Annotated in this window: 24 protein-coding genes; 1 reads left to right on the forward strand and 23 read right to left on the reverse strand. The window is 69.5% G+C overall.

Features of this window, described 5'->3' with window-relative positions; genetic code table 11:
• Nucleotides 1-76: 76 nt before the first annotated feature.
• The 11 genes from rpoZ to pyrR all read right to left on the reverse strand — a co-directional run bounded on the left by rpoZ (nucleotide 77) and on the right by pyrR (nucleotide 11,602).
• A complete protein-coding gene (rpoZ, locus tag Q2K21_RS22750) occupies nucleotides 77-349 on the reverse strand; it encodes a DNA-directed RNA polymerase subunit omega (RefSeq protein WP_005319902.1) in 273 nt (90 codons plus the stop codon).
• 51 nt (nucleotides 350-400) lie between these two features.
• Complete coding sequence (gene gmk, locus Q2K21_RS22755) at nucleotides 401-958, reverse strand: guanylate kinase (protein WP_310774256.1); 558 nt, start codon at nucleotides 956-958, stop codon at nucleotides 401-403.
• Nucleotides 959-995: 37 nt separating this feature from the next.
• On the reverse strand, nucleotides 996-1,319 hold the full coding sequence (locus Q2K21_RS22760; protein WP_006607450.1) for an integration host factor: 324 nt from the start codon (nucleotides 1,317-1,319) through the stop codon (nucleotides 996-998).
• A 311-nt stretch (nucleotides 1,320-1,630) separates the two neighbouring features.
• Nucleotides 1,631-2,479 (reverse strand): orotidine-5'-phosphate decarboxylase, encoded by an 849-nt coding sequence (pyrF, locus tag Q2K21_RS22765; protein WP_310774263.1) that lies wholly within the window; start codon nucleotides 2,477-2,479, stop codon nucleotides 1,631-1,633.
• Entirely contained in the window at nucleotides 2,476-3,582 is a 1,107-nt protein-coding gene (locus tag Q2K21_RS22770; protein WP_310774266.1) for a quinone-dependent dihydroorotate dehydrogenase, read from the reverse strand. The genes pyrF and Q2K21_RS22770 overlap by 4 nt, the downstream gene beginning before the upstream one ends.
• A 76-nt stretch (nucleotides 3,583-3,658) precedes the next feature.
• Nucleotides 3,659-6,967, reverse strand: coding sequence for a carbamoyl-phosphate synthase large subunit (gene carB / locus Q2K21_RS22775; RefSeq protein WP_310774268.1), 3,309 nt, complete (start codon nucleotides 6,965-6,967; stop codon nucleotides 3,659-3,661).
• Nucleotides 6,960-8,102: a glutamine-hydrolyzing carbamoyl-phosphate synthase small subunit gene (carA, locus tag Q2K21_RS22780; protein ID WP_310774271.1), complete on the reverse strand. Its 1,143-nt coding sequence runs from the start codon at nucleotides 8,100-8,102 to the stop codon at nucleotides 6,960-6,962. Before carA ends, carB begins: the two co-directional genes overlap by 8 nt.
• Nucleotides 8,099-8,659 carry a PH-like domain-containing protein gene (locus Q2K21_RS22785; protein WP_310774274.1) on the reverse strand — a complete coding sequence of 187 codons (561 nt, stop codon included), beginning with the start codon at nucleotides 8,657-8,659 and terminating at the stop codon, nucleotides 8,099-8,101. The genes carA and Q2K21_RS22785 overlap by 4 nt, the downstream gene beginning before the upstream one ends.
• Nucleotides 8,656-9,942, reverse strand: a complete 1,287-nt coding sequence (locus Q2K21_RS22790; RefSeq protein ID WP_310774277.1) for a dihydroorotase — start codon at nucleotides 9,940-9,942, stop codon at nucleotides 8,656-8,658. The genes Q2K21_RS22785 and Q2K21_RS22790 overlap by 4 nt, the downstream gene beginning before the upstream one ends.
• 5 nt (nucleotides 9,943-9,947) lie before the next feature.
• On the reverse strand, nucleotides 9,948-10,928 hold the full coding sequence (locus Q2K21_RS22795; RefSeq protein ID WP_310774279.1) for an aspartate carbamoyltransferase catalytic subunit: 981 nt from the start codon (nucleotides 10,926-10,928) through the stop codon (nucleotides 9,948-9,950).
• A 101-nt stretch (nucleotides 10,929-11,029) separates the two neighbouring features.
• On the reverse strand, nucleotides 11,030-11,602 hold the full coding sequence (pyrR, locus tag Q2K21_RS22800) for a bifunctional pyr operon transcriptional regulator/uracil phosphoribosyltransferase PyrR (RefSeq protein ID WP_310774282.1): 573 nt from the start codon (nucleotides 11,600-11,602) through the stop codon (nucleotides 11,030-11,032).
• A 240-nt stretch (nucleotides 11,603-11,842) separates the two neighbouring features.
• Here pyrR and bldD point away from each other — a divergent pair, with 240 nt between their 5' ends.
• Nucleotides 11,843-12,343, forward strand: a complete 501-nt coding sequence (gene bldD / locus Q2K21_RS22805) for a transcriptional regulator BldD (RefSeq protein WP_055492879.1) — start codon at nucleotides 11,843-11,845, stop codon at nucleotides 12,341-12,343.
• Between the two features lie 186 nt (nucleotides 12,344-12,529).
• On the opposite strand, the gene nusB is transcribed toward bldD, so the two are convergent.
• The 12 genes from nusB to Q2K21_RS22865 all read right to left on the reverse strand — a co-directional run bounded on the left by nusB (nucleotide 12,530) and on the right by Q2K21_RS22865 (nucleotide 25,532).
• Nucleotides 12,530-12,964, reverse strand: a complete 435-nt coding sequence (gene nusB / locus Q2K21_RS22810; protein WP_310774288.1) for a transcription antitermination factor NusB — start codon at nucleotides 12,962-12,964, stop codon at nucleotides 12,530-12,532.
• A 2-nt stretch (nucleotides 12,965-12,966) separates the two neighbouring features.
• Nucleotides 12,967-13,533, reverse strand: a complete 567-nt coding sequence (efp, locus tag Q2K21_RS22815) for an elongation factor P (RefSeq protein WP_033532566.1) — start codon at nucleotides 13,531-13,533, stop codon at nucleotides 12,967-12,969.
• A 210-nt stretch (nucleotides 13,534-13,743) separates the two neighbouring features.
• Nucleotides 13,744-14,850 (reverse strand): aminopeptidase P family protein, encoded by a 1,107-nt coding sequence (locus Q2K21_RS22820; protein WP_310774307.1) that lies wholly within the window; start codon nucleotides 14,848-14,850, stop codon nucleotides 13,744-13,746.
• A 145-nt stretch (nucleotides 14,851-14,995) separates the two neighbouring features.
• Entirely contained in the window at nucleotides 14,996-15,865 is an 870-nt protein-coding gene (locus Q2K21_RS22825) for a Pro-rich N-terminal domain-containing protein (protein ID WP_310774309.1), read from the reverse strand.
• Nucleotides 15,866-16,072: 207 nt separating this feature from the next.
• Nucleotides 16,073-17,164 (reverse strand): 3-dehydroquinate synthase, encoded by a 1,092-nt coding sequence (gene aroB / locus Q2K21_RS22830; protein WP_310774311.1) that lies wholly within the window; start codon nucleotides 17,162-17,164, stop codon nucleotides 16,073-16,075.
• Nucleotides 17,161-17,679, reverse strand: coding sequence for a shikimate kinase (locus Q2K21_RS22835; protein ID WP_310774314.1), 519 nt, complete (start codon nucleotides 17,677-17,679; stop codon nucleotides 17,161-17,163). Before Q2K21_RS22835 ends, aroB begins: the two co-directional genes overlap by 4 nt.
• Nucleotides 17,676-18,860 carry a chorismate synthase gene (aroC, locus tag Q2K21_RS22840; RefSeq protein WP_310774315.1) on the reverse strand — a complete coding sequence of 395 codons (1,185 nt, stop codon included), beginning with the start codon at nucleotides 18,858-18,860 and terminating at the stop codon, nucleotides 17,676-17,678. Before aroC ends, Q2K21_RS22835 begins: the two co-directional genes overlap by 4 nt.
• Before the next feature lie 355 nt (nucleotides 18,861-19,215).
• Nucleotides 19,216-20,055 (reverse strand): shikimate dehydrogenase, encoded by an 840-nt coding sequence (locus Q2K21_RS22845; RefSeq protein WP_310774317.1) that lies wholly within the window; start codon nucleotides 20,053-20,055, stop codon nucleotides 19,216-19,218.
• The gene (mltG, locus tag Q2K21_RS22850; protein WP_310774319.1) at nucleotides 20,036-21,904 is read right to left on the reverse strand and encodes an endolytic transglycosylase MltG; all 1,869 of its coding nucleotides are present in this window, start codon (nucleotides 21,902-21,904) and stop codon (nucleotides 20,036-20,038) included. The genes Q2K21_RS22845 and mltG overlap by 20 nt, the downstream gene beginning before the upstream one ends.
• Before the next feature lie 125 nt (nucleotides 21,905-22,029).
• Nucleotides 22,030-22,494, reverse strand: a complete 465-nt coding sequence (gene ruvX / locus Q2K21_RS22855; protein ID WP_310774322.1) for a Holliday junction resolvase RuvX — start codon at nucleotides 22,492-22,494, stop codon at nucleotides 22,030-22,032.
• A 15-nt stretch (nucleotides 22,495-22,509) separates the two neighbouring features.
• Nucleotides 22,510-25,182, reverse strand: coding sequence for an alanine--tRNA ligase (alaS, locus tag Q2K21_RS22860; protein ID WP_310774325.1), 2,673 nt, complete (start codon nucleotides 25,180-25,182; stop codon nucleotides 22,510-22,512).
• Nucleotides 25,182-25,532, reverse strand: coding sequence for a hypothetical protein (locus Q2K21_RS22865; protein ID WP_310774327.1), 351 nt, complete (start codon nucleotides 25,530-25,532; stop codon nucleotides 25,182-25,184). The genes alaS and Q2K21_RS22865 overlap by 1 nt, the downstream gene beginning before the upstream one ends.
• Nucleotide 25,533: the final 1 nt, after the last annotated feature.

Below are 25,533 nucleotides of genomic sequence, written 5' to 3' on the forward strand. Positions count from 1 at the left end.
CACAGGCCCGACAGATGTGCTGTCGGGCCTGTGGAAAAACCTACTGCGGTCTGCAGATATGACTTACTGCAGCTGATTACTGCGCCGGGCCCTCGATGGCCTCGGACGTCAGCAGACCCGCGTTGATCTCGCGCAGGGCGATCGAGAGCGGCTTCTCGTGGACGTGGGTGTCGACGAGCGGACCGACGTACTCGAGGAGGCCCTCACCGAGCTGCGAGTAGTACGCGTTGATCTGGCGGGCCCGCTTGGCCGCATAGATCACGAGGCTGTACTTCGAGTCGGTGGCCTCGAGGAGCTCGTCGATCGGCGGGTTGATGATGCCCTCGGGCGCGGTGATGGAAGAGGACACGCTCTACCTTCCGAAAGATGGGAAAGATCAGACCTGATCACACAACCCTGATCACACAACGTTCATCAAGGCTAGCAGCTCGCGCGCCACATCCTCGACGGAGGTGTTGACCAGGGTCACATCGAACTCGGGCTCGGCCGCCAGCTCGATCTTGGCCGCCTCCAGGCGGCGCTCGATCACCTCGGGCGGCTCGGTGCCCCGTCCGGTGAGTCTGCGCACCAGCTCCTCCCAGGAAGGAGGAGCCAGGAACACCAGCCGACCCTCGGGCATGGACTCGCGGACCTGCCGGGCACCCTGGAGGTCGATCTCCAGCAGCACCGGCACACCGGCCTCCAGGTGCTCCAGCACGGCCGCCCGCGGGGTGCCGTAGCGGTTGCCGGCGAACTCCGCCCACTCCAGCAGCTCGCCGTTGGCGATCAGCTTGTCCATCTCCTCGTCGGTGACGAAGAAGTAGTGGACTCCGTGCTGCTCGCCGGGGCGGGGCTTGCGGGTCGTCGCCGAGACCGAGAGCCAGACCTCGGGGTGTTCCTTGCGCATATGGGCGACGACCGTGCTCTTGCCGACCCCGGAGGGGCCGGAGAGCACGGTCAGCCGCGGACGTTCACTCATGCAGCGATTATTCCAGCAATCCCGGGGTGCCCCGGACTCAGCTGGCGGTGCTGCCGAACTCGCGCTCCAGGGAGGCGATCTGGTTGGAGCCGAGGCCACGCACGCGGCGGCTCTCGGAGATCCCGAGTCGCTCCATGATCTGCTTGGCGCGGACCTTGCCCACGCCCGGCAGGGACTCGAGCAGGGCGGAGACCTTCATCTTGCCGATGACGTCGTTCTCCTGGCCCTGCTTGATGACCTCGTGAAGGGAGGCGCCGGAGTGCTTGAGTCGATTCTTGACCTCGGCCCGCTCCCGGCGAGCCGCGGCGGCCTTTTCGAGCGCGGCTGCGCGCTGTTCAGGGGTAAGGGGCGGAAGAGCCACGCCTACGTCACCTCGGATGTCGAACTGATCGGATACGGACCGGTGAGGAACCTAGTCGCCCCACACCTGGGGAGCTACGAGCAACACGCTTGCCCGTTCTCCCCCACTACCTTGAGGGCGTGGGAGGTGCCCTCACTCGTCGGAGACTAGCGGGCAAGTGCGCCTGAGTCAGCGAGAACAGAGGAAAAGTCCTGGTCAGCCTCCGCCGAGCCCGACTTTTCGGACATATTGCCCCTGATTTGAGGATGTATTCAGACTCAAGCCGTCCCCGAGGCACTCCTCGCGGGTCTCCCGCGAGGCCGGCGGAAGGTCTAACCGGCCGCCACGGCGGCCCGGATCTCCTCCGCGAAGCGTTCCGCGGCCTCACGCAGCGTGACGACGTCGGGACCGTGCCGCAGGACCCCCCGGCTCACGTTCGGCACGACGTTGCGCACCGCCGCCCCGAAGACCCCGGGAAGGTCGGCCGGGGTAGCGCCCTGGGCGCCGATGCCGGGCGCGAGGAGCGGTCCGTTGATGTCCAGGTCGTACGACGACAGGTCGCCGAGCGTGGCGCCGACGACCGCGCCGAACGAGCCGAGGGGCTCCTCCCCCGCGTTCTCGGCGGCAAGGTGGGCAAGCATCGTCGCTCCGACGCTGCGGCCGTCGGCCCGCATGGCGTGCTGCACCTCCCCGCCCTCCGGGTTGGAGGTCAGTGCGAGCACGAAGAGCCCGGCGCCGCTCTCGCGCGCCAGTTCCACGGCCGGCCCGAGCGACCCGTAACCGAGGTACGGCGAGACGGTCAGCGCGTCCGAGAACAGCGGGGCGTCCTTCCTCAGAAAGGACTCCGCGTAGGCGGCCATCGTGGAGCCGATGTCGCCGCGCTTGGCGTCCATGACGATCAGCGCCCCGGCCGCCCGCGCCTCCTCCACCGACTTCTCCAGGACGGCGATGCCACGCGACCCGAAGCGCTCGAAGAAGGCGCTCTGCGGCTTGAGCACGGCGACCCGCTCGGCCACCGCCTCGACGACCGTGCGGCTGAACCGCTCCAGGCCCGCCACGTCGTCGTTCAGGCCCCACTCGGCGAGCAGCGAGGCGTGCGGGTCGATGCCGACGCACAGCGGGCCGCGCTCGTCCATGGACCGGCGCAGGCGCGCGCCGAAGGGCTCCGGAGAAGTCGTCATGCGGGCTTCCTCACGTCGGCGCCGACCGCGTCGGCGAGGGTGGCGTAGGGGCTTGTGCGCAGCCGTGCGGCGAGCCCCTTGTGGATGGCGCGGCCCCAGAAGGGCCCCTCGTAGATGAACGCGCTGTAGCCCTGTACGAGCGTGGCACCGGCCAGGATGCGCTGCCAAGCGTCCTCGGCGTTCTCGATGCCGCCGACGCCCACGAGGGTGATGCGGTCGCCCACGCGCGCGTAGAGGCGGCGCAGCACCTCCAGGGAGCGCGTTTTCAGCGGGGCGCCGGAGAGGCCGCCGGTCTCCTTCACCAGGGAGGGCGCGGACTTCAGGCCGAGTCCCTCGCGCGCGATGGTGGTGTTCGTGGCGATGATCCCGTCCAGGCCCAGCTCCACGGCGAGGTCGGCGACGGCGTCGACGTCCTCGTCGGCGAGGTCCGGCGCGATCTTCACCAGGAGCGGAACGCGCCGCGTGGTGACCGTACGGTCGGCGGCCTCGCGTACGGCGCTCAGCAGCGGACGCAGGGCCTCGGTCGCCTGGAGGTTGCGCAGGCCCGGCGTGTTCGGGGACGAGACGTTGACGACCAGGTAGTCGGCGTACGGCGCCAGCCGCTCGGTCGACTTCACGTAGTCGCCGACGGCCTCGGCCTCCGGGACGACCTTGGTCTTGCCGATGTTCACGCCCACGACGGTCCTGAAGACCGGCTCACGCGCGGCGAGACGGGCCGCCACCGCCAGGGAACCCTCGTTGTTGAAGCCCATGCGGTTGATGAGCGCCCGGTCCGCCACGAGGCGGAACAGCCGCTTCTTCGGGTTGCCCGGCTGCGGCTCCCCGGTCACCGTGCCGATCTCGACGTGGTCGAAGCCGAGCATCGACATCCCGTCGATCGCGACGGCGTTCTTGTCGAAGCCGGCCGCCAGTCCGAAGGGGCCGTGCATCCGCAGCCCGAACGCCTCCGTGCGCAGCTCCTTGTAGCGCGGCGCGAGCGCGGCCGCGACGAAGGTGCGCAGCACGGGGGTGCGGACGGCGAGGCGGATCCAGCGGAAGGCCAGATGGTGAGCCTGTTCGGGGTCCATCCGTTTGAAAACCAGACGGAAAAAAAGCTTGTACATGTCCCAGTGTCCTCTTGAAGCCTGAGCAGCCCTCATGAAGAGGGGGACACCGTTTCCGATGTCCCCCTCAGGGCTGCTAGTCGCGGGCCGCGGTCAGGTGTTCCGCGTGTTCCTGGAGCGAACGGACGCCCACGTCGCCGTGGGTGAGGGCGTCGATGCCCTGGACCGCCGCCGCGAGCGCCTGGACGGTCGTCAGGCAGGGCACGGAGCGTGCCACAGCCGCCGTACGGATCTCGTAGCCGTCGAGGCGGCCGCCGGTGCCGTACGGGGTGTTGACGATGAGGTCGACCTCACCCTCGTGGATGAGCTGGACGATGGTCTTCTCGCCGTTCGGTCCGGCGCCCTCGAACTGCTTGCGCACCACCGTGGCCTTGATGCCGTTGCGCTTGAGGACCTCGGCCGTGCCGGAGGTGGCGAGCAGCTCGAAGCCGTGGGCGACGAGCTCGCGCGCCGGGAAGATCATCGAGCGCTTGTCGCGGTTGGCGACCGAGATGAAGGCGCGGCCCTTGGTCGGCAGCGGGCCGTACGCGCCCGCCTGCGACTTGGCGTACGCCGTGCCGAAGACGGAGTCGATGCCCATGACCTCACCGGTGGAGCGCATCTCCGGCCCGAGAACCGTGTCGACGCCCCGCCCGTGGATGTCGCGGAACCGCGACCACGGCATCACGGCCTCCTTGACCGAGATCGGCGCGTCGAACGGCAGCTCGCCGCCGTCACCGCGCGCGGGCAGCAGTCCTTCGGCCCGCAGCTCGGCGATGGTCGTGCCCAGCGAGATCCGGGCGGCGGCCTTCGCCAGCGGCACCGCGGTCGCCTTCGAGGTGAAGGGGACCGTACGGGAGGCGCGCGGGTTGGCCTCCAGGACGTACAGGATGTCGCCGGCCATCGCGAACTGGATGTTGATCAGGCCACGTACCCCGACACCCTTGGCGATGGCCTCCGTCGAGGTCCGCAGCCGCTTGATGTCGAAGCCGCCGAGCGTGATCGGGGGCAGGGCGCACGCCGAGTCGCCGGAATGGATACCGGCCTCCTCGATGTGCTCCATGACGCCGCCCAGGTACAGCTCCTCGCCGTCGTACAGGGCGTCGACGTCGATCTCGATGGCGTCGTCGAGGAAGCGGTCGACCAGCACCGGCCGCGAGGGGCTGATCTCGGTCGACTCGGCGATGTACGACGCGAGGCGGGTCTCGTCGTACACGATCTCCATGCCACGTCCGCCGAGGACGTAGGACGGCCGGACGAGGACCGGGTAGCCGATCTCGTCCGCGATGGCCTTGGCCTCGGCGAAGGTGGTGGCGGTCCCGTGCTTCGGGGCCGGGAGACCGGCCTCGGCCAGAACGCGGCCGAACGCGCCGCGGTCCTCGGCGGCGTGGATCGCCTCGGGCGAGGTGCCCACGATCGGCACGCCGTTGTCCTTCAGCGCCTGCGACAGTCCCAGCGGGGTCTGGCCGCCCAGCTGAACGATCACGCCCGCGACCGGACCTGCCTGCTGCTCCGCGTGGACGATCTCCAGGACGTCTTCCAGCGTCAGCGGCTCGAAGTACAGGCGGTCCGAGGTGTCGTAGTCGGTGGAGACCGTCTCCGGGTTGCAGTTGACCATCACGGTCTCGTACCCGGCGTCGCTCAGCGCGAAGGAGGCGTGGACGCACGAGTAGTCGAACTCGATGCCCTGGCCGATGCGGTTGGGGCCGGAGCCCAGGATGATGACCGCGGGCTTCTCACGCGGCGCGACCTCGGTCTCCTCGTCGTAGGAGGAGTAGAAGTACGGCGTCTTCGCCGCGAACTCAGCGGCGCACGTGTCGACCGTCTTGTAGACCGGGCGAATGCCCAGCGCGTGCCGCACCTCGCGCACGACGTCCTCGCGCAGCCCGCGGATCTCGCCGATCTGCTGGTCGGAGAATCCGTGCCGCTTGGCCTCGGCCAGCAGGTCCGGGGTCAGCTCCGGGGCCTCGGCCAGCTCGTCCGCGATCTCCTTGATGAGGAAGAGCTGGTCGACGAACCACGGGTCGATCTTCGTGAACTCGAAGACCTCTTCCTGCGTGGCGCCCGCGCGGATGGCCTGCATGACCGTGTTGATCCGGCCGTCGGTCGGGCGCACGGCCGCGCGCAGCAGCTCGTCCTTGTCCCCGGGCTCGCCCACGAACGTGAACTGGCTGCCCTTCTTCTCCAGCGAGCGCAGCGCCTTCTGGAAGGCCTCGGTGAAGTTGCGGCCGATCGCCATGGCCTCGCCGACCGACTTCATGGTCGTGGTCAGCGTGCTGTCGGCGCTCGGGAACTTCTCGAAGGCGAACCGGGGCGCCTTGACGACGACGTAGTCGAGGGTCGGCTCGAAGGAGGCCGGGGTCTCCTGGGTGATGTCGTTCGGGATCTCGTCGAGGGTGTAGCCGACGGCGAGTTTGGCCGCGATCTTGGCGATCGGGAAGCCGGTCGCCTTGGAGGCGAGGGCCGACGAACGCGACACGCGCGGGTTCATCTCGATGACGATCACACGACCGTCCTCGGGGTTCACCGCGAACTGGATGTTGCAGCCGCCGGTGTCGACACCGACCTCGCGGATGACGGCGATGCCGATGTCGCGCAGGATCTGGTACTCGCGGTCGGTCAGCGTCATCGCGGGCGCCACGGTGATCGAGTCACCGGTGTGCACGCCCATCGGGTCGAAGTTCTCGATGGAGCAGACGACCACGACGTTGTCGTGCTTGTCGCGCATCAGCTCCAGCTCGTACTCCTTCCAGCCGAGGATGGACTCCTCCAGGAGCACCTCGGTGGTCGGCGACAGGGTGAGGCCCTGTCCGGCGATGCGGCGCAGCTCCTCCTCGTCGTGCGCGAAGCCGGAGCCGGCGCCGCCCATGGTGAAGGAGGGGCGCACGACGACCGGGTAGCCGCCGAGCTCGTCGACGCCGGCGAGCACCTCGTCCATGGTGTGGCAGATGACCGACCGGGCGGACTCGCCGTGGCCGATCTTGCGGCGGACCGCCTCGACGACCTCCTTGAACTGGTCGCGGTCCTCGCCCTTGTGGATGGCCTCCACGTTGGCGCCGATCAGCTCGACGCCGTACTTCTCCAGGACACCGTTCTCGTGCAGCGAGATGGCCGTGTTGAGGGCCGTCTGGCCGCCCAGGGTGGGCAGCAGGGCGTCGGGGCGCTCCTTGGCGATGATCTTCTCGACGAACTCGGGGGTGATCGGCTCGACGTACGTGGCGTCGGCGATCTCCGGGTCGGTCATGATCGTCGCCGGGTTGGAGTTGACCAGGACGACCCTGAGGCCCTCGGACTTCAGGACCCGGCACGCCTGGGTGCCGGAGTAGTCGAACTCGGCGGCCTGACCGATGACGATCGGGCCGGAGCCGATGACCAGGACGGACTGGATATCGGTGCGCTTAGGCACGCTGGCCCTCCATCAGGGATACGAAGCGGTCGAACAGGTAGGCGGCGTCGTGCGGGCCCGCTGCCGCTTCGGGGTGGTACTGGACGCTGAAGGCCGGCTGGTCGAGCAGCTGGAGGCCCTCCACCACGTTGTCGTTGAGGCAGACGTGGGAGACCTCGGCGCGGCCGTAGGGGGTGTCGGACACCTGGTCGAGCGGGGCGTCGACGGCGAAGCCGTGGTTGTGCGCGGTGACCTCGACCTTGCCGGTCGTACGGTCCTGCACCGGCTGGTTGATGCCGCGGTGGCCGTACTTCAGCTTGTAGGTGCCGAAGCCGAGCGCGCGGCCCAGGATCTGGTTGCCGAAGCAGATGCCGAACAGGGGCGTCCTGCGCTCCAGGACGCCCTGCATGACGGAGACGGGGTGGTCGGCGGTGGCGGGGTCGCCCGGGCCGTTGGAGAAGAACACACCGTCGGGGTCGACCGCGTACACGTCCTCGACGGTCGCGGTCGCCGGGAGCACGTGGACCTCGATACCGCGCTCGGCCATGCGGTGCGGGGTCATGCCCTTGATGCCGAGGTCGACCGCGGCGACGGTGAACTTCTTCTCACCGATCGCGGGGACGACGTACGCCTCGGTCGTGGCGACCTCGGCGGAGAGGTCCGCGCCCTTCATCTCGGGGGCCTGGCGCACCTCGGCGAGCATGACTCCCTCGTCGGGGAGCGCGTTGCCGGAGAAGATGCCGACGCGCATGGCGCCCCGCTCGCGCAGGTGGCGGGTGAGGGCCCGGGTGTCGATGCCGCTGATGCCGACGACGCCCTGGTGGCGCAGCTCCTCGTCCAGGGAGCGCTTGGCACGCCAGTTGGAGGGCACGCGCGCGGGGTCGCGTACGACATAGCCCGCGACCCAGATCCGCTTCGACTCGGGGTCCTCGTCGTTGACGCCGGTGTTGCCGACGTGGGGGGCGGTCATCACGACGACCTGCCGGTGGTACGACGGGTCGGTGAGGGTCTCCTGGTAGCCGGTCATGCCGGTGGAGAACACGGCTTCGCCGAAGGTCACCCCCACGGCCCCGTAGGCACGGCCGCGGAAGATCCGGCCGTCCTCCAGGACGAGTACGGCGGGAACCTTCGAGGCTCCCCTGGTGGAGGTCGTCATCGTGCGCCTTCCGTCTTGTTGATCATCTGGTTCAGGGTGTCGACCCAGTCGTTGTGCTCGGCCGCGGTGTCGGAGCGGAACCCGGAGTCGATCAGCTTGTCGCCGTGCTCCCAGGTCACGATCAGCAGTCCGCCCTCGGTGAGGACCTTGCCCGCGATGCCCTTGTCGAGCCGGGCCTCGCGCAGTGCGGCGGCGGGGACGAAGAAGTCGGTCGCCCCGGGGCGTACGACGTCCAGGCCCGCGTCCGTCAGCGTGAGCTCGACCCGGCTGCGGGTGCCCAGGCCGTGGGCCACGATGCGGTCCAGCCACTGCCCGGCGGTGGTGGAGCCGTGGTAGCGGCCGCTCATCCTCAGTTTCGCCGGGCCGGGGTCTTCAGGCACGGCAGGCAGCTCCGGCAGGTCGCTCTGGAGGGTGCCGCGCCACTTCCAGCCCTCGCGCATCAGCCAGTAGACGAGGGCGATGAACAGGGCGAGTCCCACGAGCCAGCCGATGCGGGCGGCCCAGTCGGTCACTTCCGCCGATTGCTTCTCGGCGGCGAGCAGGATTTGAGGTGTCACGCGAGCTTCCCGTCGACGAGCGTGGCCTTGCCCCGGAGCCACGTGTGCGTGACACGGCCCGGCAGCTCACGGCCCTCGTACGGGGTGTTGCGGCTGCGCGAGGCGAAGCCCGCGGGGTCCACGGGCCCACGGTATGCCGTGTCGACGAGCGCGAGGTTGGCGGGCTCACCTGCCGAGACGGGGCGGCCGTGGCCCGTGGCCCGGCCGATCTTCGCGGGCTTGAAGGACATGCGGTCGGCGACGCCCGCCCAGTCGAGCAGCCCGGTGTCGACCATCGTCTCCTGGACCACCGACAGGGCGGTCTCCAGGCCGACCATGCCCATGGCGGCGGCCGCCCACTCGCAGTCCTTGTCCTCGTGCGGGTGCGGGGCGTGGTCGGTGGCGACGATGTCGATCGTGCCGTCGGCGAGCGCCTCCCGCAGCGCCAGCACGTCGCGCTCGGTGCGCAGCGGCGGGTTGACCTTGTAGACGGGGTTGTAGGTGCGCACCAGCTCGTCGGTGAGGAGGAGGTGGTGCGGGGTGACCTCGGCGGTCACGTCGATGCCCCGGGACTTGGCCCAGCGCACGATCTCGACGGACCCGGCGGTCGACAGGTGGCAGATGTGGACGCGGGAGCCGACGTGCTCGGCGAGCAGTACGTCCCGCGCGATGATCGACTCCTCGGCGACCGCCGGCCAGCCGCCCAGGCCCAGCTCGGCGGAGACGACGCCCTCGTTCATCTGGGCGCCCTCGGTCAGCCGCGGCTCCTGCGCGTGCTGGGCGACCACGCCCCCGAAGGCCTTCACGTACTCCAGCGCGCGGCGCATGATCACCGCGTCGTCCACGCACTTGCCGTCGTCGGAGAAGACCGTGACGCCCGCCGCGGACTCGTGCATGGCGCCCAGCTCGGCGAGCTTCCTGCCCTCCAGGCCGACGGTGACGGCGCCGATGGGCTGCACGTCGCAGTAGCCGTGCTCCTTGCCGAGCCGGTAGACCTGCTCCACGACGCCTGCGGTGTCGGCGACCGGGAAGGTGTTGGCCATGGCGAACACGGCGGTGTAGCCGCCGCTCGCGGCCGCTCGCGTACCGGTCAGGACGGTCTCGGAGTCCTCACGGCCGGGCTCGCGCAGGTGGGTGTGCAGGTCGACGAGACCCGGCAGGAGCACCTTGCCGTCGGCCTCGACGACCTCTGCGCCCTCGGCCGAAAGGCCGGTCCCCACTTCGGCGATCGTCTCGCCGTCGATCAGCACGTCCTGCGGCTCGCCGCCGAGCACCTTCGCACCACGGATCAGGATCTTGCTCATCTGTCTTACTTCTCCTCGGTGGTACGGGCGTGGGTGACGGCGGGTTCGTTGCCGCCGAGCAGCAGGTACAGGACCGCCATGCGGATGGAGACACCGTTCGCGACCTGCTCGACGACGGTGCAGCGGTCGGAGTCGGCGACCTCGGCGGTGATCTCCATGCCGCGGACCATCGGGCCGGGGTGCATCACGATGGCGTGCTCGGGCATCTTCGCCATGCGGTCGGAGTCGAGGCCGTAGCGCCGCGAGTACTCGCGCTCGGTGGGGAAGAAGGCGGCGTGCATGCGCTCGCGCTGCACGCGCAGCATCATCACCGCGTCGGCCTTCGGCAGCGTGCTGTCGAGGTCGTACGAGATCTCGCAGGGCCAGGACTCGACGCCGACCGGCAGCAGGGTGGGCGGGGCGACCAGGGTGACGTCGGCGCCGAGGGTGTGCAGCAGGTCGACGTTGGAGCGGGCGACGCGGCTGTGCAGCACGTCGCCGACGATCGTGATGCGCCTGCCGGCCAGGTCGCGGCCGAGCCCGGCGTCCCGGCCGACGAGGCGGCGGCGCATGGTGAAGGCGTCGAGCAGGGCCTGGGTGGGGTGCTGGTGGGTGCCGTCGCCGGCGTTGATGACGGCGGCGTCGATCCAGCCGGAGGTGGCCAGGCGGTAGGGGGCCCCGGATGCGCCGTGCCGGATGACGACGGCGTCGACGCCCATGGCCTCCAGGGTCTGGGCGGTGTCCTTCAGGGACTCGCCCTTGGACACGCTGGACCCCTTGGCGGTGAAGTTGATGACGTCCGCGGACAGCCGCTTCTCGGCGGCCTCGAAGGAGATCCGGGTGCGGGTGGAGTCCTCGAAGAAGAGGTTGACGACGGTGCGGCCGCGCAGGGTCGGCAGCTTCTTGATCGGCCGGTCCGCGACCCGGGCCATCTCCTCGGCGGTGTCGAGGATCAGGACGGCGTCGTCGCGGGTGAGGTCGGCGGCCGAGATGAGATGACGCAGCATCTTTCAGGCTCCGTAAAGCGTTCTATTCGGGAGGATTCGGGCGGGCTGGCACGCGCGGAGGCGCACTCGCGAGGCGTACGCCGATGACGTACGTCGGAGTGCTACTGCTGTGCGCCCGGGGCGGTCTGCTTCACACCGAGCAGCACGGTGTCGCGACCGTCCTCCTCGGCGAGCTGGACCTTGACCGTCTCCCGCAGCGACGTGGGGAGGTTCTTGCCGACGTAGTCGGCGCGGATCGGGAGCTCGCGGTGGCCGCGGTCGACGAGGACCGCGAGCTGGACCGCACGCGGGCGCCCGATGTCGTTCAGGGCGTCGAGGGCGGCACGGATGGTGCGGCCGGAGAAGAGCACGTCGTCGACGAGGACGACGAGGTGGCCGTCGATGCCGTCACCGGGGATCTCGGTGCGGGCGAGCGCCCGCGGCGGCTGCATGCGCAGGTCGTCGCGGTACATGGTGATGTCGAGGGAGCCGACCGGGATCTTGCGGCCGGTGATCTGCTCGAGCTTGGCGGCGAGTCGCTGGGCCAGGAAGACACCTCGGGTGGGAATGCCGAGGAGCACCACGTCGTCGGCGCCCTTGGCGCGCTCGACGATCTCATGGGCGATGCGGGTCAGCACCCGCGCGATGTCAGGGCCTTCGAGGACGGGCCGCGCATCGGAATGCTGCGTGTCCATACGAAACGGACCTCCTTCTCCGCCTCACGGGACGGACCTTAAAGGACGTCGGAATTGCGCCATACACGTTACCAGCCCATCGTCGGCGGCCGATCACCCCCCTGGCTTTATGCGTCACCCGTCCGGCGTCGTCGCAGGCCGTTTAGCACGGAGGGGTCGGTCCGGACCATTCGGCTTGACGGGGAAGAGTCACGCTGCGTAACCTCACAGTGAGTCACCAGCCTTCGTCCGGGGAGCTATATGTCCAGCGAATACGCCAAACAGCTCGGGGCCAAGCTCCGGGCCATCCGCACCCAGCAGGGCCTTTCCCTTCACGGTGTGGAGGAGAAGTCCCAGGGACGCTGGAAGGCGGTCGTGGTCGGTTCGTACGAGCGCGGAGACCGCGCCGTCACCGTGCAGCGCCTCGCCGAGCTGGCGGACTTCTACGGGGTCCCGGTGCAGGAGCTGCTGCCCGGCACCACTCCGGGTGGCGCCGCCGAGCCGCCGCCGAAGCTGGTCCTCGACCTTGAGCGCCTGGCCAACGTGCCGGCCGAGAAGGCGGGCCCGCTCCAGCGGTACGCGGCGACGATCCAGTCACAGCGCGGTGACTACAACGGCAAGGTGCTGTCGATCCGCCAGGACGACCTGCGCACGCTCGCGGTCATCTACGACCAGTCGCCCTCGGTTCTGACCGAGCAGCTGATCAGCTGGGGCGTCCTCGACGCGGACGCGCGCCGCGCGGTCTCCCACGAGGAGAGCTGACCGCTCCAGCCTCAGCAGAAACGTGCCGCCGGGGTGGCCGGAACTTGTACGGTTTCCGGCCACCCCGGCGCCGTTCGGGGAGCGCCGAAAGCCGGACGAGGAAATCGGCGGTCCCACGAGTACCAGGAACAACGCCGGAGGTCCCGCAGCACGCGTGCTGCGGGACCTCCGGCGTTCATGCGGGTCTCAGCCCTCGTCGCGGCGCAAAGACGGCTTCAGGTCCTTCAGCCGGCCGAGCAGTCCGTTGACGAAGGCGGGCGACTCGTCCGTGGAGAACTCCTTGGCGAGCTGCACCATCTCGTCGAGCACCACGGCGTCCGGGGTCTCGTCGACCCAGATCAGCTCGTAGGCGCCGAGACGCAGGATGTTGCGGTCGACGACCGGCATGCGGTCGAGCGTCCAGCCGACCGAGTACTGCGCGATCAGCTCGTCGATGCGCTTCGCGTGCTCCGCGTAGCCCTCGACCAGCTGCATCGTGTACTCGCTCACCGGCGGCTGCCGAGTGTCGGTCCGCGAGAGCCGGATCCAGTCCGCGAGGACCGTGAGGACGTCGGCCCCGCGCTGGTCACCCTCGAAGAGGATCTGGAAGGCGCGCTTACGAGCCGTGTTACGAGCAGCCACGGTTAGCTGTTCACCCGGCCGAGGTAGTCGCTCGTGCGGGTGTCGACCTTGATCTTCTCACCGGTGGTGATGAAGAGCGGGACCTGGATCTGGTGGCCGGTCTCCAGGGTGGCGGGCTTGGTGCCACCGGTGGAACGGTCACCCTGGACGCCCGGCTCGGTCTCCTGGATGACGAGCTCGACGGCGGCCGGCAGCTCGACGAAGAGCACCTCGCCCTCGTGCTGCGCGACGGTGGCGGTGAAGCCCTCGATGAGGAAGTTCGCGGCGTCGCCGACGGCCTTGCGGTCGACCATCAGCTGGTCGTACGTCTCCATGTCCATGAAGACGAAGTACTCGCCATCCATGTACGAGAACTGCATGTCGCGCTTGTCGACAGTGGCCGTCTCGACCTTGACGCCGGCGTTGAAGGTCTTGTCGACGACCTTGCCGGAGAGCACGTTCTTGAGCTTGGTACGCACGAAGGCCGGGCCCTTGCCGGGCTTGACGTGCTGGAACTCGACGACGGACCAGAGCTGGCCGCCTTCGAGCTTGAGCACAAGGCCGTTCTTGAGGTCGTTCGTGGAAGCCACGGTTGCGGAATCTCCTGGACTGACGTGGACGACCCCGGGGCACGCACCGAGCGGCGCCGGGGAAGTGCGGGTGCGTTCCCGCGTCGTTCGGTGCGTGCTATCGGCGTGCCGGGTGAAGGTCCTCGTAGCGGAGCTACTAGGGCCTTCGGCCGGTGCGGCGAGAGTGCGTGCCGGGCGGCGTGGGGACGTGCCTGAACTTCCCTGGGGGCGCTACAGCGCGAGCAGCTCCTTGGTCGTGATGGTGAGTAGCTCGGGTCCGCCGTCCGCCTCGGGGCGTACGACGAGCGTGTCATCGATCCGGACACCGCCCCGGCCGGGGAGGTGGACCCCCGGCTCGACAGTGACCGGCACGCAAGCGTCCAGTTTACCCATGGCCGCGGGACCCAACTGCGGGTCCTCGTCGTTTTCCAGTCCCACACCGTGCCCGGTCAGCGGCGGAAGGCCCTCGCCGTACCCGGCGGAGTCCAGCACCTGACGTGCGGCGCGGTCCACGTCGCGGTAGCCGGCGCCCGGTGCCAGGGCCTGGCGTCCGGCGCGCTGAGCGGCGAAAACGAGGTCGTACAGCTCGATCTGCCAGTCGGCGGGCGAGGTGCCGATGACGAAGGTCCGGCCGATCTCGCAGCGGTAACCGCGGTAGGCGGCGCCGAGGCAGACGGAGAGAAAGTCGCCCTCCTCGACCCGGCGGTCGGTGGGGCGGTGACCGCGGCGGCCGGAGTTCGGGCCGGTGGCGACGGAAGTCATGAAAGCGGGCCCGTCGGCGCCGTGATCGACGAGGCGGCGCTCCAGTTCCAGGGCGAGATGCCGTTCGGTGCGGCCCACGAGGATGGATTCGAGCAGCTCGCTCAGGGCCTGGTCGGCGATCTCCGCGCCGATCCGCAGGAGGGCGATCTCCTCTTCGTCCTTCACGACCCGCAGCTGCTCGACCACACCGCCGAGGTCGGCGAGCCGCAGCCGGGGCGCGACCGACCGCAGGGCGCGGTGGCGGGCGACGGTGAGGTGGTGCTCCTCGACCGCCAGGGAGTCGGCGCCCTGCGCGGCGGCCAGGTCGGCCGCCGCGACGGCACAGTCGCCGCCGGGCACCGCCGGCGAGTGCGTGCGCAGCGCCTCGTCGGGCCGCCCGTGAGCGGGGTCTTCGTCCGGCGGTCCGGCGCAGACCAGCACGTCTTCGCCCACGCCCAGGAGCAGTACGGCGCCCTTCGGGGCGGTGCCCGCGAGATAGCGGACGTTGGCGGGGTGGGAGACCAGCGCCGTGGCACTGCCACCCGCGCTGCAGCATTCCCTCAGCCGCTCGCGGCGGGCCGCGTACACCTCTGACATGACCCGAGCCTACGAGCGGTGGCCGGATATCGCTGGTCCAGAGGTCCGGACGGGCGGCGAAGACACCCCTACCGGGCGCCCCCAGGCCCGGGAGAAAGCATCGCTACACCCGGCGCCCGATTCCGGGGCACCCACGGCCAGGGCTTCACCACTGCGGCGGGCTCGCGATCGCGCGGGACAGAACCTCGTCCAGAACCCGGGCCGTCCCCTCCACGTCGAGCTGGGAGTTGTCGATGATCGGCAGCCCGGAACCGTACCAGCCGGCCATGCGGCCGTGGATGCGGGCTACCTCTTCGTCGCTGAGTCGGCGGTTGCCGGTGCGCTCCGCGTTGCGCTCCAGGACGATCTCCAGGCCGGGTAGGAGGACCACCGGCAGCAGGCCGGGGCCCACATGTCGCTTCCAGCCACCGAGGCCGACGACCGGGCGGTCGGGGAAGACGGCGTCGTCGAGGATGCACGAGATGCCGTTGGCCAGGAAATTGCGGGCCGCGAAGCCGCAGGTCCGGCGGGCAAGGCGGTACTGCGCCTCCGAATTCTCGTTCCACCCCGACTGCGGGTCGGCGAAGCCCGAACGGACCCATTCGCGTACGTCGTCGAGGCTGATGTGGGCCGTGGGGACCCGGCGGTGGTCCGCCCAGTACTTGGCGACACTGGTCTTACCCGCCCCGGCGGGGCCGATGAGCAGCACGGCGAGCGTGGTGGACGAGGGGTCGGGCGGGCTCGCGACGGGCGGTGTGCCCGGTATGCCGACCGAGCCGGCCGGGAGCTGCACATGGCCCGTGGTGTCAGGGGTGGGGGGCACGGGCACGTGATGCGGCGGGATGTGGGTGTGCGGCGCTCCGGAAGGCATCGGGGGTCCCGCGAAGCCCGGCGCGGACGCGGGCGGGGTCCGTGGTGCGGGGCCCGGGTGGGCGCCCGGTTGTCCCGGGTGATGTGCGTCCGGTGACCAGGCGGTCGCCGGACCGTGCCCCGGCTGGTGGGAAGGCGGCAGCGGAGCTCCCACTGCGTGCTGCATCCGGTGCCACTCCGTCTCGTTCTTTCGTCGCGCAGGCGATTGACGCCGGCAGCGGGGCGTGGCACCCCGCTCCCTACCGAACGGTACCGTCCCCGGCCGCTGTTGTGTGAACGGCCGGGGACGGCCCGAAGTGCCCGTCTCCGCAGGCAAATCGGGGCAACCGACGCCCAGGGGAACGACTCCCCCACAAGGCGGACCCGAAAGGGGCTAGTTCCCCACTTCGCCGTACGCGGCGAGCAGCACGGCCGGGTCGGGGCCTTCCAGCACGGTGGGCTTGGCCAGACCGTCCAGGACGATGAAGCGGAGCAGGTCGCCGCGGGACTTCTTGTCGACCTTCATGGTCTCCAGCAGCTTGGGCCACTGGTCGTAGCGGTAGTGCAGCGGCAGCCCGACCGACTCCAGGATCGCGCGGTGACGGTCGGCGGTCGCGTCGTCCAACCGGCCCGCCAGACGCCCGAGTTCGGCGGCGAAGTGCATACCGACGGCGACGGCGGCGCCGTGGCGCCACTTGTACCGCTCGTTCTTCTCGATCGCGTGGCCGAGCGTGTGCCCGTAGTTGAGGATCTCCCGCAGACCCGACTCCTTCAGGTCCGACGAGACCACCTCGGCCTTGACCTTGATGGAGCGTTCGATCAGCTCGGCGGTGTGCGGGCCGGCCGGGGTGCGGGCGGCCCCCGGGTCCTCCTCGATCAGCTCCAGGATCACCGGGTCGGCGATGAAGCCGGCCTTGATGACCTCGGCCAGCCCGGAGACGTAGTCGTTGACCGGCAGGGAGTCCAGCGCGGCCAGGTCGCACAGCACGCCCGCGGGCGGGTGGAAGGCTCCCACCAGGTTCTTGCCCTCGGCGGTGTTGATGCCGGTCTTGCCGCCGACGGCCGCGTCCACCATGGCCAGCACGGTGGTCGGGATCGCGATCCAGCGCACTCCGCGCAGCCAGGTCGCGGCCACGAACCCGGCCAGGTCGGTGGTCGCGCCGCCGCCGACGCCCACGATGACGTCGGTGCGGGTGAAGCCGGACTGGCCGAGCGCCTTCCAGCAGTAGGCGGCGACCTCGGCCGTCTTGGCCTCCTCCGCGTTCGGCACCTGGACGGCGATCGCCTCGAAGCCCTGTTCGGCCAGGTCGGCGCGCAGCGCGTCACCCGTCTCGGCCAGCGCCTCCGGGTGGATCACGGCGACGCGCTTGGCCTTGGCGCCGATCAGTCCGGCCAGCTCGCCCAGGAGCTGACGGCCCACCAGGACCTCGTACGGGTCGCTGCCCGCGGTACCGCCGACCTGGATCCGCGTCACTGCCTCAGTCATGCGTCCTTCAACTCCAGTGCGTCCAGGGCGGCTTGGGCCACTTCTTCGGGGGTACGGCCGTCGGTGGCCACGACGGCCGTGGCAACCTCCTCATACAGATGACGGCGGGCCTCCATCAGCTCGCGCCACTGCTTGCGCGGATTGACCGCGAGCAGCGGGCGGGCGGCGTTCAGGCCAGTGCGCTTGACGGCCTCCTCGACGTCCATGGAGAGGTAGACGACCCGCTGTCCGGCGAGCAGGGCCCGCGTGTCGGCGTCGAGGATCGCACCGCCGCCGAGCGCCAGGATGCCGCCGTGCTCGGCGAGCGCCCGGTGCACGGCCTGCTTCTCGATCGCCCGGAAGGCAGGCTCGCCCTCGTCGACGAAGATATCGGCGATGGTCCGGCCCTGCTCGGCCACGATGTCGTCGTCGGTGTCCCGGTAGCCGACGCCCAGCCGCCCGGCCAACAGCTGACCGACGGTGGACTTGCCCACGCCCATCGGCCCGACCAGCACTACGACAGGCGCTGCGCTCATCGGATGGCCAGGTTGTCGAGGTACGACTGCACATTGCGGCGGGTCTCGGCCACCGAGTCGCCGCCGAACTTCTCCGCCACCGCGTCCGCGAGGACGAGGGCCACCATGGCCTCGGCGACGATACCGGCAGCCGGGACCGCGGAGACGTCGGAGCGCTGGTGGTGGGCTTGCGCGGCCTCACCGGTGGTGACGTCCACGGTCTGCAGGGCGCGCGGCACCGTCGCGATCGGCTTCATCGCGGCGCGGACCCGCAGCAGCTCACCGGTGGTGAGGCCGCCTTCGGTGCCGCCGGAGCGGCCGGAGGCCCGTTTGATGCCCTCGGGCGTGTTCACGATCTCGTCGTGCGCCTTCGAGCCGGGGACGCGGGCCAGCTCGAAGCCGTCGCCGATCTCGACGCCCTTGATCGCCTGGATACCCATCAGGGCACCGGCGAGCCGGGCGTCCAGCTTGCGATCCCAGTGCACATGCGAGCCCAGACCCACCGGGACGCCGTACGCCAAGATCTCGACCACGCCACCGAGGGTGTCGCCGTCCTTGTGGGCCTGGTCGATCTCGGCGACCATCGCCTTCGACGCGTCCGCGTCCAGGCAGCGCACCGGGTCCGCGTCCAGCTTCTCGACGTCGGCCGGCGTCGGGTACACGCCCTTGGGCGCCTTCGCCGCGGCCAGCTCGACGACGTGGCTGACGATCTCGATGCCGGTCGTCTCCTTCAGGTACGACCGGGCCACCGCGCCCAGCGCCACCCGGGCCGCCGTCTCACGGGCCGAGGCACGCTCCAGGATCGGCCGCGCCTCGTCGAAGCCGTACTTCTGCATGCCCGCGAGGTCCGCGTGCCCGGGCCGCGGCCGGGTCAGCGGCGCGTTGCGGGCCAGCCCCGCCAGGACCTCCGGGTCCACCGGGTCGGCCGCCATCACCTGCTCCCACTTGGGCCACTCGGTGTTGCCGACCATGATGGCCACCGGGGAGCCGAGGGTGAGACCGTGCCGGACACCGCCGAGGAAGGTGACCTCGTCGCGCTCGAACTTCATGCGGGCACCGCGCCCATAGCCCAGCCGCCGCCTCGCCAGGTGGTCCGCCACCATCTCCGTGGTGATCGGCACGCCGGCGGGAAGTCCCTCCAGCGTCGCGACGAGTGCGGGTCCGTGCGACTCCCCCGCGGTCAGCCAGCGCAACCTGCTCAACGGTGCTCCTCATGCTCGCGCCTGGAACTGCGTTCTACGACGGCGCGACCGGGTGCGCGGCCCTGGCCCGCCACCCCCGATCCTCCCACGTCCCGGCCCTGGACCCGGCCGCCGGTCCAGCTGTCGGACGCGCACGCCGCCAGGTCGCCAGTCATCGGCCGAGTGCGGAGCTCCCGGCTGCCGTGTCCGGCAGCCGGGAACCCACCGGCGCGTCAGCCGCAGTGGCCGAAGCCGCTCGTGTAGCTGTCCCAGAAGATCCCGTTGTCGACCTACTCGATGCCACCTGTGAACGCCAAGCCGATGTGCGGGCACCATCACTCAAGAAGAAATCAGTGCGCCCTGCCGGCCCGGACGATCACGCGCGCGTGAGACCCCGTTCACCCGCCGCCCGCATCGCCGCCAGCGGCGCCGGCGCATGCCCGGTCATCTGCTCGACCTGGAGCACCGCCTGGTGCACCAGCAGATCGAGGCCGCTGACGACCGCTCCCCCGTACGCCGACCAGCGGGCCGCGAGATTCGTGGGCCACGGCTCGTACAGGACGTCGAAGAGCGTGGCCGGCCGCTCGGGGACGGCGGACGTGAGGGCATCCGTGGTGCCTGCGGGGGTCGTGGCGATCACCAGTGGAGCGCGCAAAGCCTGTGCGGCGTCGTCCCAGTCCTCGGTGCGCACCTCGACATCCAGCCGCTTACCCCACTCCCTCATCTCTGCCGCACGCGCCGCGCTGCGGACGTAGACGACGACCTCGCCCTCGCAGATCCGCGACAGCGCGGCCAGCGCGGACGAGGCGGTGGCTCCCGCACCGAGGATGGCCGCGGATTCGACACGGTCGATCCCGTGCTCGCGGAGCGCCTCGACCATGCCCGGGATATCGGTGTTGTCGCCGAGGCGCCGCCCGTCCTCGGTGAACACGACCGTGTTGACCGCCTCGACGGAGGCCGCGGTGTCGCTGATCTCGTCGAGCAGCGGGATCACCGCGCGCTTGAGCGGCATGGTCAGCGAGAGCCCGGCCCACTCCGGCCCGAGCTTCTCGATGAATCCGGGCAGCGCCGCCTCGTCGACCTCGAACCGGTCGTACGTCCAGTCGGCCAGACCCAGTTCCTCGTAAGCGGCGCGGTGCAGCACCGGGGAGAGGGAGTGGGCGATCGGCGAGCCGAGGACTGCGGCGCGCCGCGCCTCACCTTCCCGCACTGTCATTGAATTTGTCCCTGAGCTTCTGGAATTCCGCGTGGGTCTTCGCGAATTCCGTCTTTTCCATGCCGTCGGTCGCCACGAAATAGATCCAGCCCTCGCTGGTGGGCTTGAGCGCCGCCTCCAGCGCACTCTCGCCCGGATTGTCGATCGGCCCCGGCGGGAGACCCTTATGAGTGTAGGTGTTGTACGGGTCCTGATTTCTGTTGATCTCGGACAAGCCGATGTGGATCTTACTCTGGCCCTTCAGGTAATTGAAGGTCGAGTCGAACTGGAGCAGCTGGTACGTCTCCGTGTTGGTCGGCTTGAGGCGGTTGTAGATCACCTCCGCCATCTTGCGGTAGTCGTCGTGCGTCTTTCCCTCCGCCTGGACAAGGCTCGCGACCGTCAGGAGCTGCAGAGGATTCTGCAGGTTGAGGCTCTTGGCCTTGGCCTGGATGCCGAACTGGGCGTACTTCTGCTTGGCCATGTCGACCATTTGCTTGAGGACGTCCGCGGGCTTCATGCTCTTGGCGACCGGATAGCTGGACGGGTAGAGGAACCCTTCCAGCGGGTCCTTGATGTCCTTGTTGGTGTTGGCCCAGTCGGGAAGCCCGAAGGTCTTCCACTCCTTCTTGGCGATGTCCTGAGTGGTGCCCGCCTTGAGCTTCAGACGGTCGTCGATCGCCGCATAGATCTTGGCGTTGCGCCAGCCCTCGGCGATGATCAGGTTGTTCTTGCTCTTCGGGCTGAGCATCAACTCGACGGCGGCGGCCGCGGACATCTGCTTGTTCAGCGTGTACGTGCCGGCCTGGATGGACTTGCCGTTGGGGTTCGCCTCCTGCGCCGCGACGAACGCGTCGACACTCTTGACGACACCGGCCTTTTTCAGCAGCAGCCCGATGTCGGAGCCAAAAGAACCCTTAGGAATGGTGACAGTGATCTGCTCGCCCGTCCCGTCACCCGCGTAGTCAGGCGCCGCGCCGAAACGATTTTGGTAGAACTCGTACCCGTAGTATCCGACTCCGCCGACGCCGCCGCCGAGGACCAGGACGACCACCAGGCAGGCGCAGCCGTTGCGGCGCTTCCTCTCCTTGCCGCCGCCCTTCTCCTTGCCGCCGCGCCCCTTGCGCTCCTCGCGGCCACGGCGGTCGCCGGGCTCATCGACGTCGTCTTCGTCATCGTCGCCGTCCGCGAAAAACGCGTGTTCGCCCTGGTCGGGGCCGGGGTCCCAGTCGGTCTCGGGCTCCGGCTCGGCACGCCGCCGGTTCGGTGGTTCGGGCGGCGGATAGGCGTCGGGCGTCTGGTAGAAGTCGGGCTGCTCCCCGCCGTACGCACCGGCCTGGGCACCGTACGGGTCAGCCGGGTCGGCGGGGTACGGAGCCTGGCCCTGCCCGCCGCCGTCCCAGCCGCCGTTGCCGTACTGCTGCTGCATCTGCCCGGAGTACTGCTGCCCCTGCTGCTGGTACTGCTGCTGTCCCGGCTGCTGACCTTGCTGCGGGTACTGCTGCTGACCTTGCTGCTGACCTTGCTGCGGGTACTGCTGCTGACCTTGCTGCTGACCTTGCTGCGGGTACTGCTGCTGACCTTGCTGCTGATACTGCTGCTGCCCCTGGCCCGAGTGCTGCTGGTAGTCCTGGTGACCCTGGTCCGGGTACTGCTGATAGCCCTGCTGGCTCTGGTCGTATGCGGCCTGCCGGCCGTCCGCCCACTCACCGTAGTGCTGCTGCTCCGGCTGCTGCGGGTGGTGCTGCGGCTGGCCGCCGTAAGGGGACTGGGCCGCGTCGGCCTGCTGTCCTGCCCATCCGCTGTCCCCGTACAACGGGTCCTCCGGATGCCACGGTGCGGAGCCTGGGCCCCGGCCATACTCAGTCATCGATCCCCTAGAGCCGCGAGGCGGCGATGGCGCGGCGTTTGCGACGCTAGGCCCGGTTCCGCCTCTTTGCTGTGCGGTGGCTGTTCGAACACCATCGCATCGCGCGGAACGTTACCGTATCGCGATCAGATGACCACTTCGACGCCCTCGCCGGGAGATTTCCCTGACACTCGTTCGGATTCCAGCGCCTGCTGCAGGATGATCACGGCGGCCGCCTGGTCGATGACGGACCGGCCCTTCTTCGTCTTCACGCCCGAAGCGCGCAGCCCCTGACTGGCCGTCACCGTGGTCATCCGCTCGTCGACGAGCCTGACCGGAACCGGCGCGATCATGCGGGCCAGTTCCTGGGCGAAGCCGCGGACCTTGACCGCCGCCGGACCCTCGCCCCCCTTGAGGGAGCGAGGGAGTCCGACAACGACCTCGATCGGCTCGTACTCCTCGACGAGTTGCTTCAACCGGCGCTGAGCTGCCGGAATGTCCCGCCCCGGGACCGTCTCGACCGGGGTGGCGAGGATCCCGTCGGGGTCGCACGAGGCGACCCCGATACGGGCGTCACCGACGTCGATCGCGAGTCGGCGTCCTCTTCTCATCTTCTTGGCCGTTTCTTACTTGGCGGTCTCGGCGACCAGGCGCTCGACGGCCTCGACAGCCTCACCGACGGCGGCCGGGTTCTGGCCGCCGCCCTGGGCGACGTCCGGCTTGCCGCCACCGCCGCCGCCGAGGGTCTTGGCGGCCGTGCGGACCAGTTCACCGGCCTTGAGACCGCGCTCGCGGGCGGCCTCGTTGGTGGCGATGACCGTGAGGGGCTTGCCGTTGTTGACGGTGAAGAGGGCGACCACGGCGGCCCGTCCGCCCTGGATGCGGCCGCGCACGTCCAGGACCAGCTTGCGCAGGTCGTCCGGCGTGGTGCCGTCCGGAACCTGGCCGGTGACCACAGCGATCCCGCGGACGTCCTTGGCGGACTCGGCCAGACCGGCGGCGGCCTGCAGCACCTTCTCGGCGCGGAACTTCTCGATCTCCTTCTCGGCGTCCTTCAGCTTGCCGAGCATGGCGGAGACCTTCTCCGGGAGCTCCTCCGGACGGCCCTTGATCAGCTCCTGGAGCTGGGCGACGACCGTGTGCTCACGGGCGAGGAAGTTGTAGGCGTCCACTCCGACGAGGGCCTCGATACGACGTACGCCGGAGCCGATCGAGGACTCGCCGAGAAGCTTCACCAGACCCAGCTGGGCGGTGTTGTGGACGTGCGTACCGCCGCACAGCTCCTTGGAGAAGTCGCCGATGGTCACGACGCGGACGCGCTCGCCGTACTTCTCACCGAACTCGGCGATGGCGCCCTGCTTCTTGGCCTCGTCGATGCCCATGATCTCGGCCTGGACGTCCAGGTCGCGAGCGAGCACCTCGTTGATCTTCTGCTCGACGTCGGTCATCACGGCCGTCGGCACGGCGGAGGGCGAACCGAAGTCGAAGCGGAAGCGGCCGGGCTGGTTCTCGGAACCGGCCTGGGCGGCCGTCGGGCCGAGGGCGTCGCGCAGAGCCTGGTGGGTGAGGTGGGTGGCCGAGTGGGCGCGGGCGATGGCCTTGCGGCGGCGGTGGTCGATCGAGGCCTGGGCCTTGGCACCGACCGTCACCTCGCCGACCTGGACGACGCCCTTGTGGACGTACACACCAGGGACCGGCTTCTGGGTGTCGCGGATCTCGATGACGGCACCGGAGTCGACCTTGATACGGCCGGTGTCGCCGATCTGGCCGCCGCCCTCGGCGTAGAAGGGGGTGCGGTCGAGGACGATCTCGACCTCGTCGCCCTCGGTGGCGGCCGGGGAGGAGGTGCCGTCGACGAGGATGCCGACGATGGTCGACTCGCCCTCGGTGTCGCTGTAGCCGATGAAGTCGGTCTCGCCGACCTTGTCGGCGATCTCCCGGTAGGCGCCGGCGCCGGCGTGGCCGGTCTTCTTGGCCTGGGCGTCGGCCTTGGCACGCTCCCGCTGCTCCTTCATCAGGCGGCGGAAGCCGTCCTCGTCCACGGACAGGCCCTGCTCGGCGGCCATCTCCAGGGTGAGGTCGATCGGGAAGCCCCAGGTGTCGTGGAGCAGGAAGGCCTTGTCGCCGGCGAGGACCGTGCCACCGGACTGCTTGGTCTCGGTGACGGCGGTGTCGAGGATGTTGGTGCCGGCCTTCAGCGTCTTGAGGAAGGCGTTCTCCTCGGCGAGGGCGACCTTCTCGATGCGCTCACGGTCGGTGACCAGCTCGGGGTACTGCTGGCCCATCATGCGGATCACGGTGTCGATCAGGTCCAGGACGACCGGACCGGTGGCGCCGAGAAGACGCATGTTGCGGATGGCGCGGCGCATGATGCGGCGCAGGACGTAGCCGCGGCCCTCGTTGCCGGGGGTGACGCCGTCACCGATCAGCATCGTGGCGGTGCGCATGTGGTCGGTGACCACGCGCAGGGAGACGTCCGAGGCGTGCGACTCGCCGTAGTGGACACCGGTCAGCTCGGTGGCCTTCTTGATCACGGCCATGGAGGTGTCGATCTCGTACATGTTCTGCACGCCCTGCAGAATCATGGCGAGCCGCTCCATGCCGAGGCCCGTGTCGATGTTCTTGCTCGGGAGGTCGCCAAGGATCTCGAAGTTGTCCTTTCCGGTGCCCTCGCCGCGCTCGTACTGCATGAAGACGAGGTTCCAGATCTCCACGTACCGCTCGTCGTTGACGGCGGGGCCGCCCTCGACGCCGAACTCGGGGCCGCGGTCGTAGTTGATCTCGGAACAGGGGCCGCAGGGGCCGGGGACGCCCATGGACCAGAAGTTGTCCTTCATGCCCAGGCGCTGGATGCGCTCCTTGGGCACACCGACGACCTCGTGCCAGATCTGCTCGGCCTCGTCGTCGTCCTTGTAGACGGTGATCCACAGGCGCTCGGGGTCGAGGCCGTAACCGCCCTTGTCCTGGGGCGTGGTGAGCAGCTCCCAGGCGAGCTTGATGGCGCCTTCCTTGAAGTAGTCGCCGAAGGAGAAGTTGCCACACATCTGGAAGAACGTGCCGTGCCGCGTGGTCTTGCCGACCTCTTCGATGTCGGGCGTGCGCACGCACTTCTGCACGCTGGTGGCGCGCGGGAACGGCGGCTTGACCTCGCCCAGGAAGTAGGGCTTGAAGGGCACCATGCCGGCCGGGACGAGGAGCAGAGTCGGGTCGTCCGCGATGAGCGACGCCGAAGGGACGACGGTGTGACCGCGCTCCTCGAAGAAGCTCAACCAGCGGCGGCGGATTTCAGCCGACTCCATCAGTGGTCCTCATTCCGGTTGTACGAGTACGTCGTGGTCTCGATGTACTTCGGGTTGTTGCGGTTCTCGATGGCGGCGTACCGCCGGGGTGCGGGGAGTTCCGGGTCGACGGGTGCGTCCAGGCCGAGCGCGTCGCCGAGTTCGGCCTCCCGCTGAGCCATGTTGTCGCGGACGTCGAGCGCGAAGCCCACCGCGCGGTCCTTGAGCCGGTGGCCGGCCTCGATCGCCTTGTTCGCCGCCGTCGCGGCAAGGTTCTCGGGGGTCAGCTGCTTCAGCTTGCGGTTGACCTTGGTGGTGGCCCACACACCGGCGGCTACGCCCGTGGTGAACCAGAACGTACGGCGGAACATC

It is taken from the genome of Streptomyces sp. CGMCC 4.7035, from assembly GCF_031583065.1.
GTDB lineage: Bacteria > Actinomycetota > Actinomycetes > Streptomycetales > Streptomycetaceae > Streptomyces > Streptomyces yaanensis.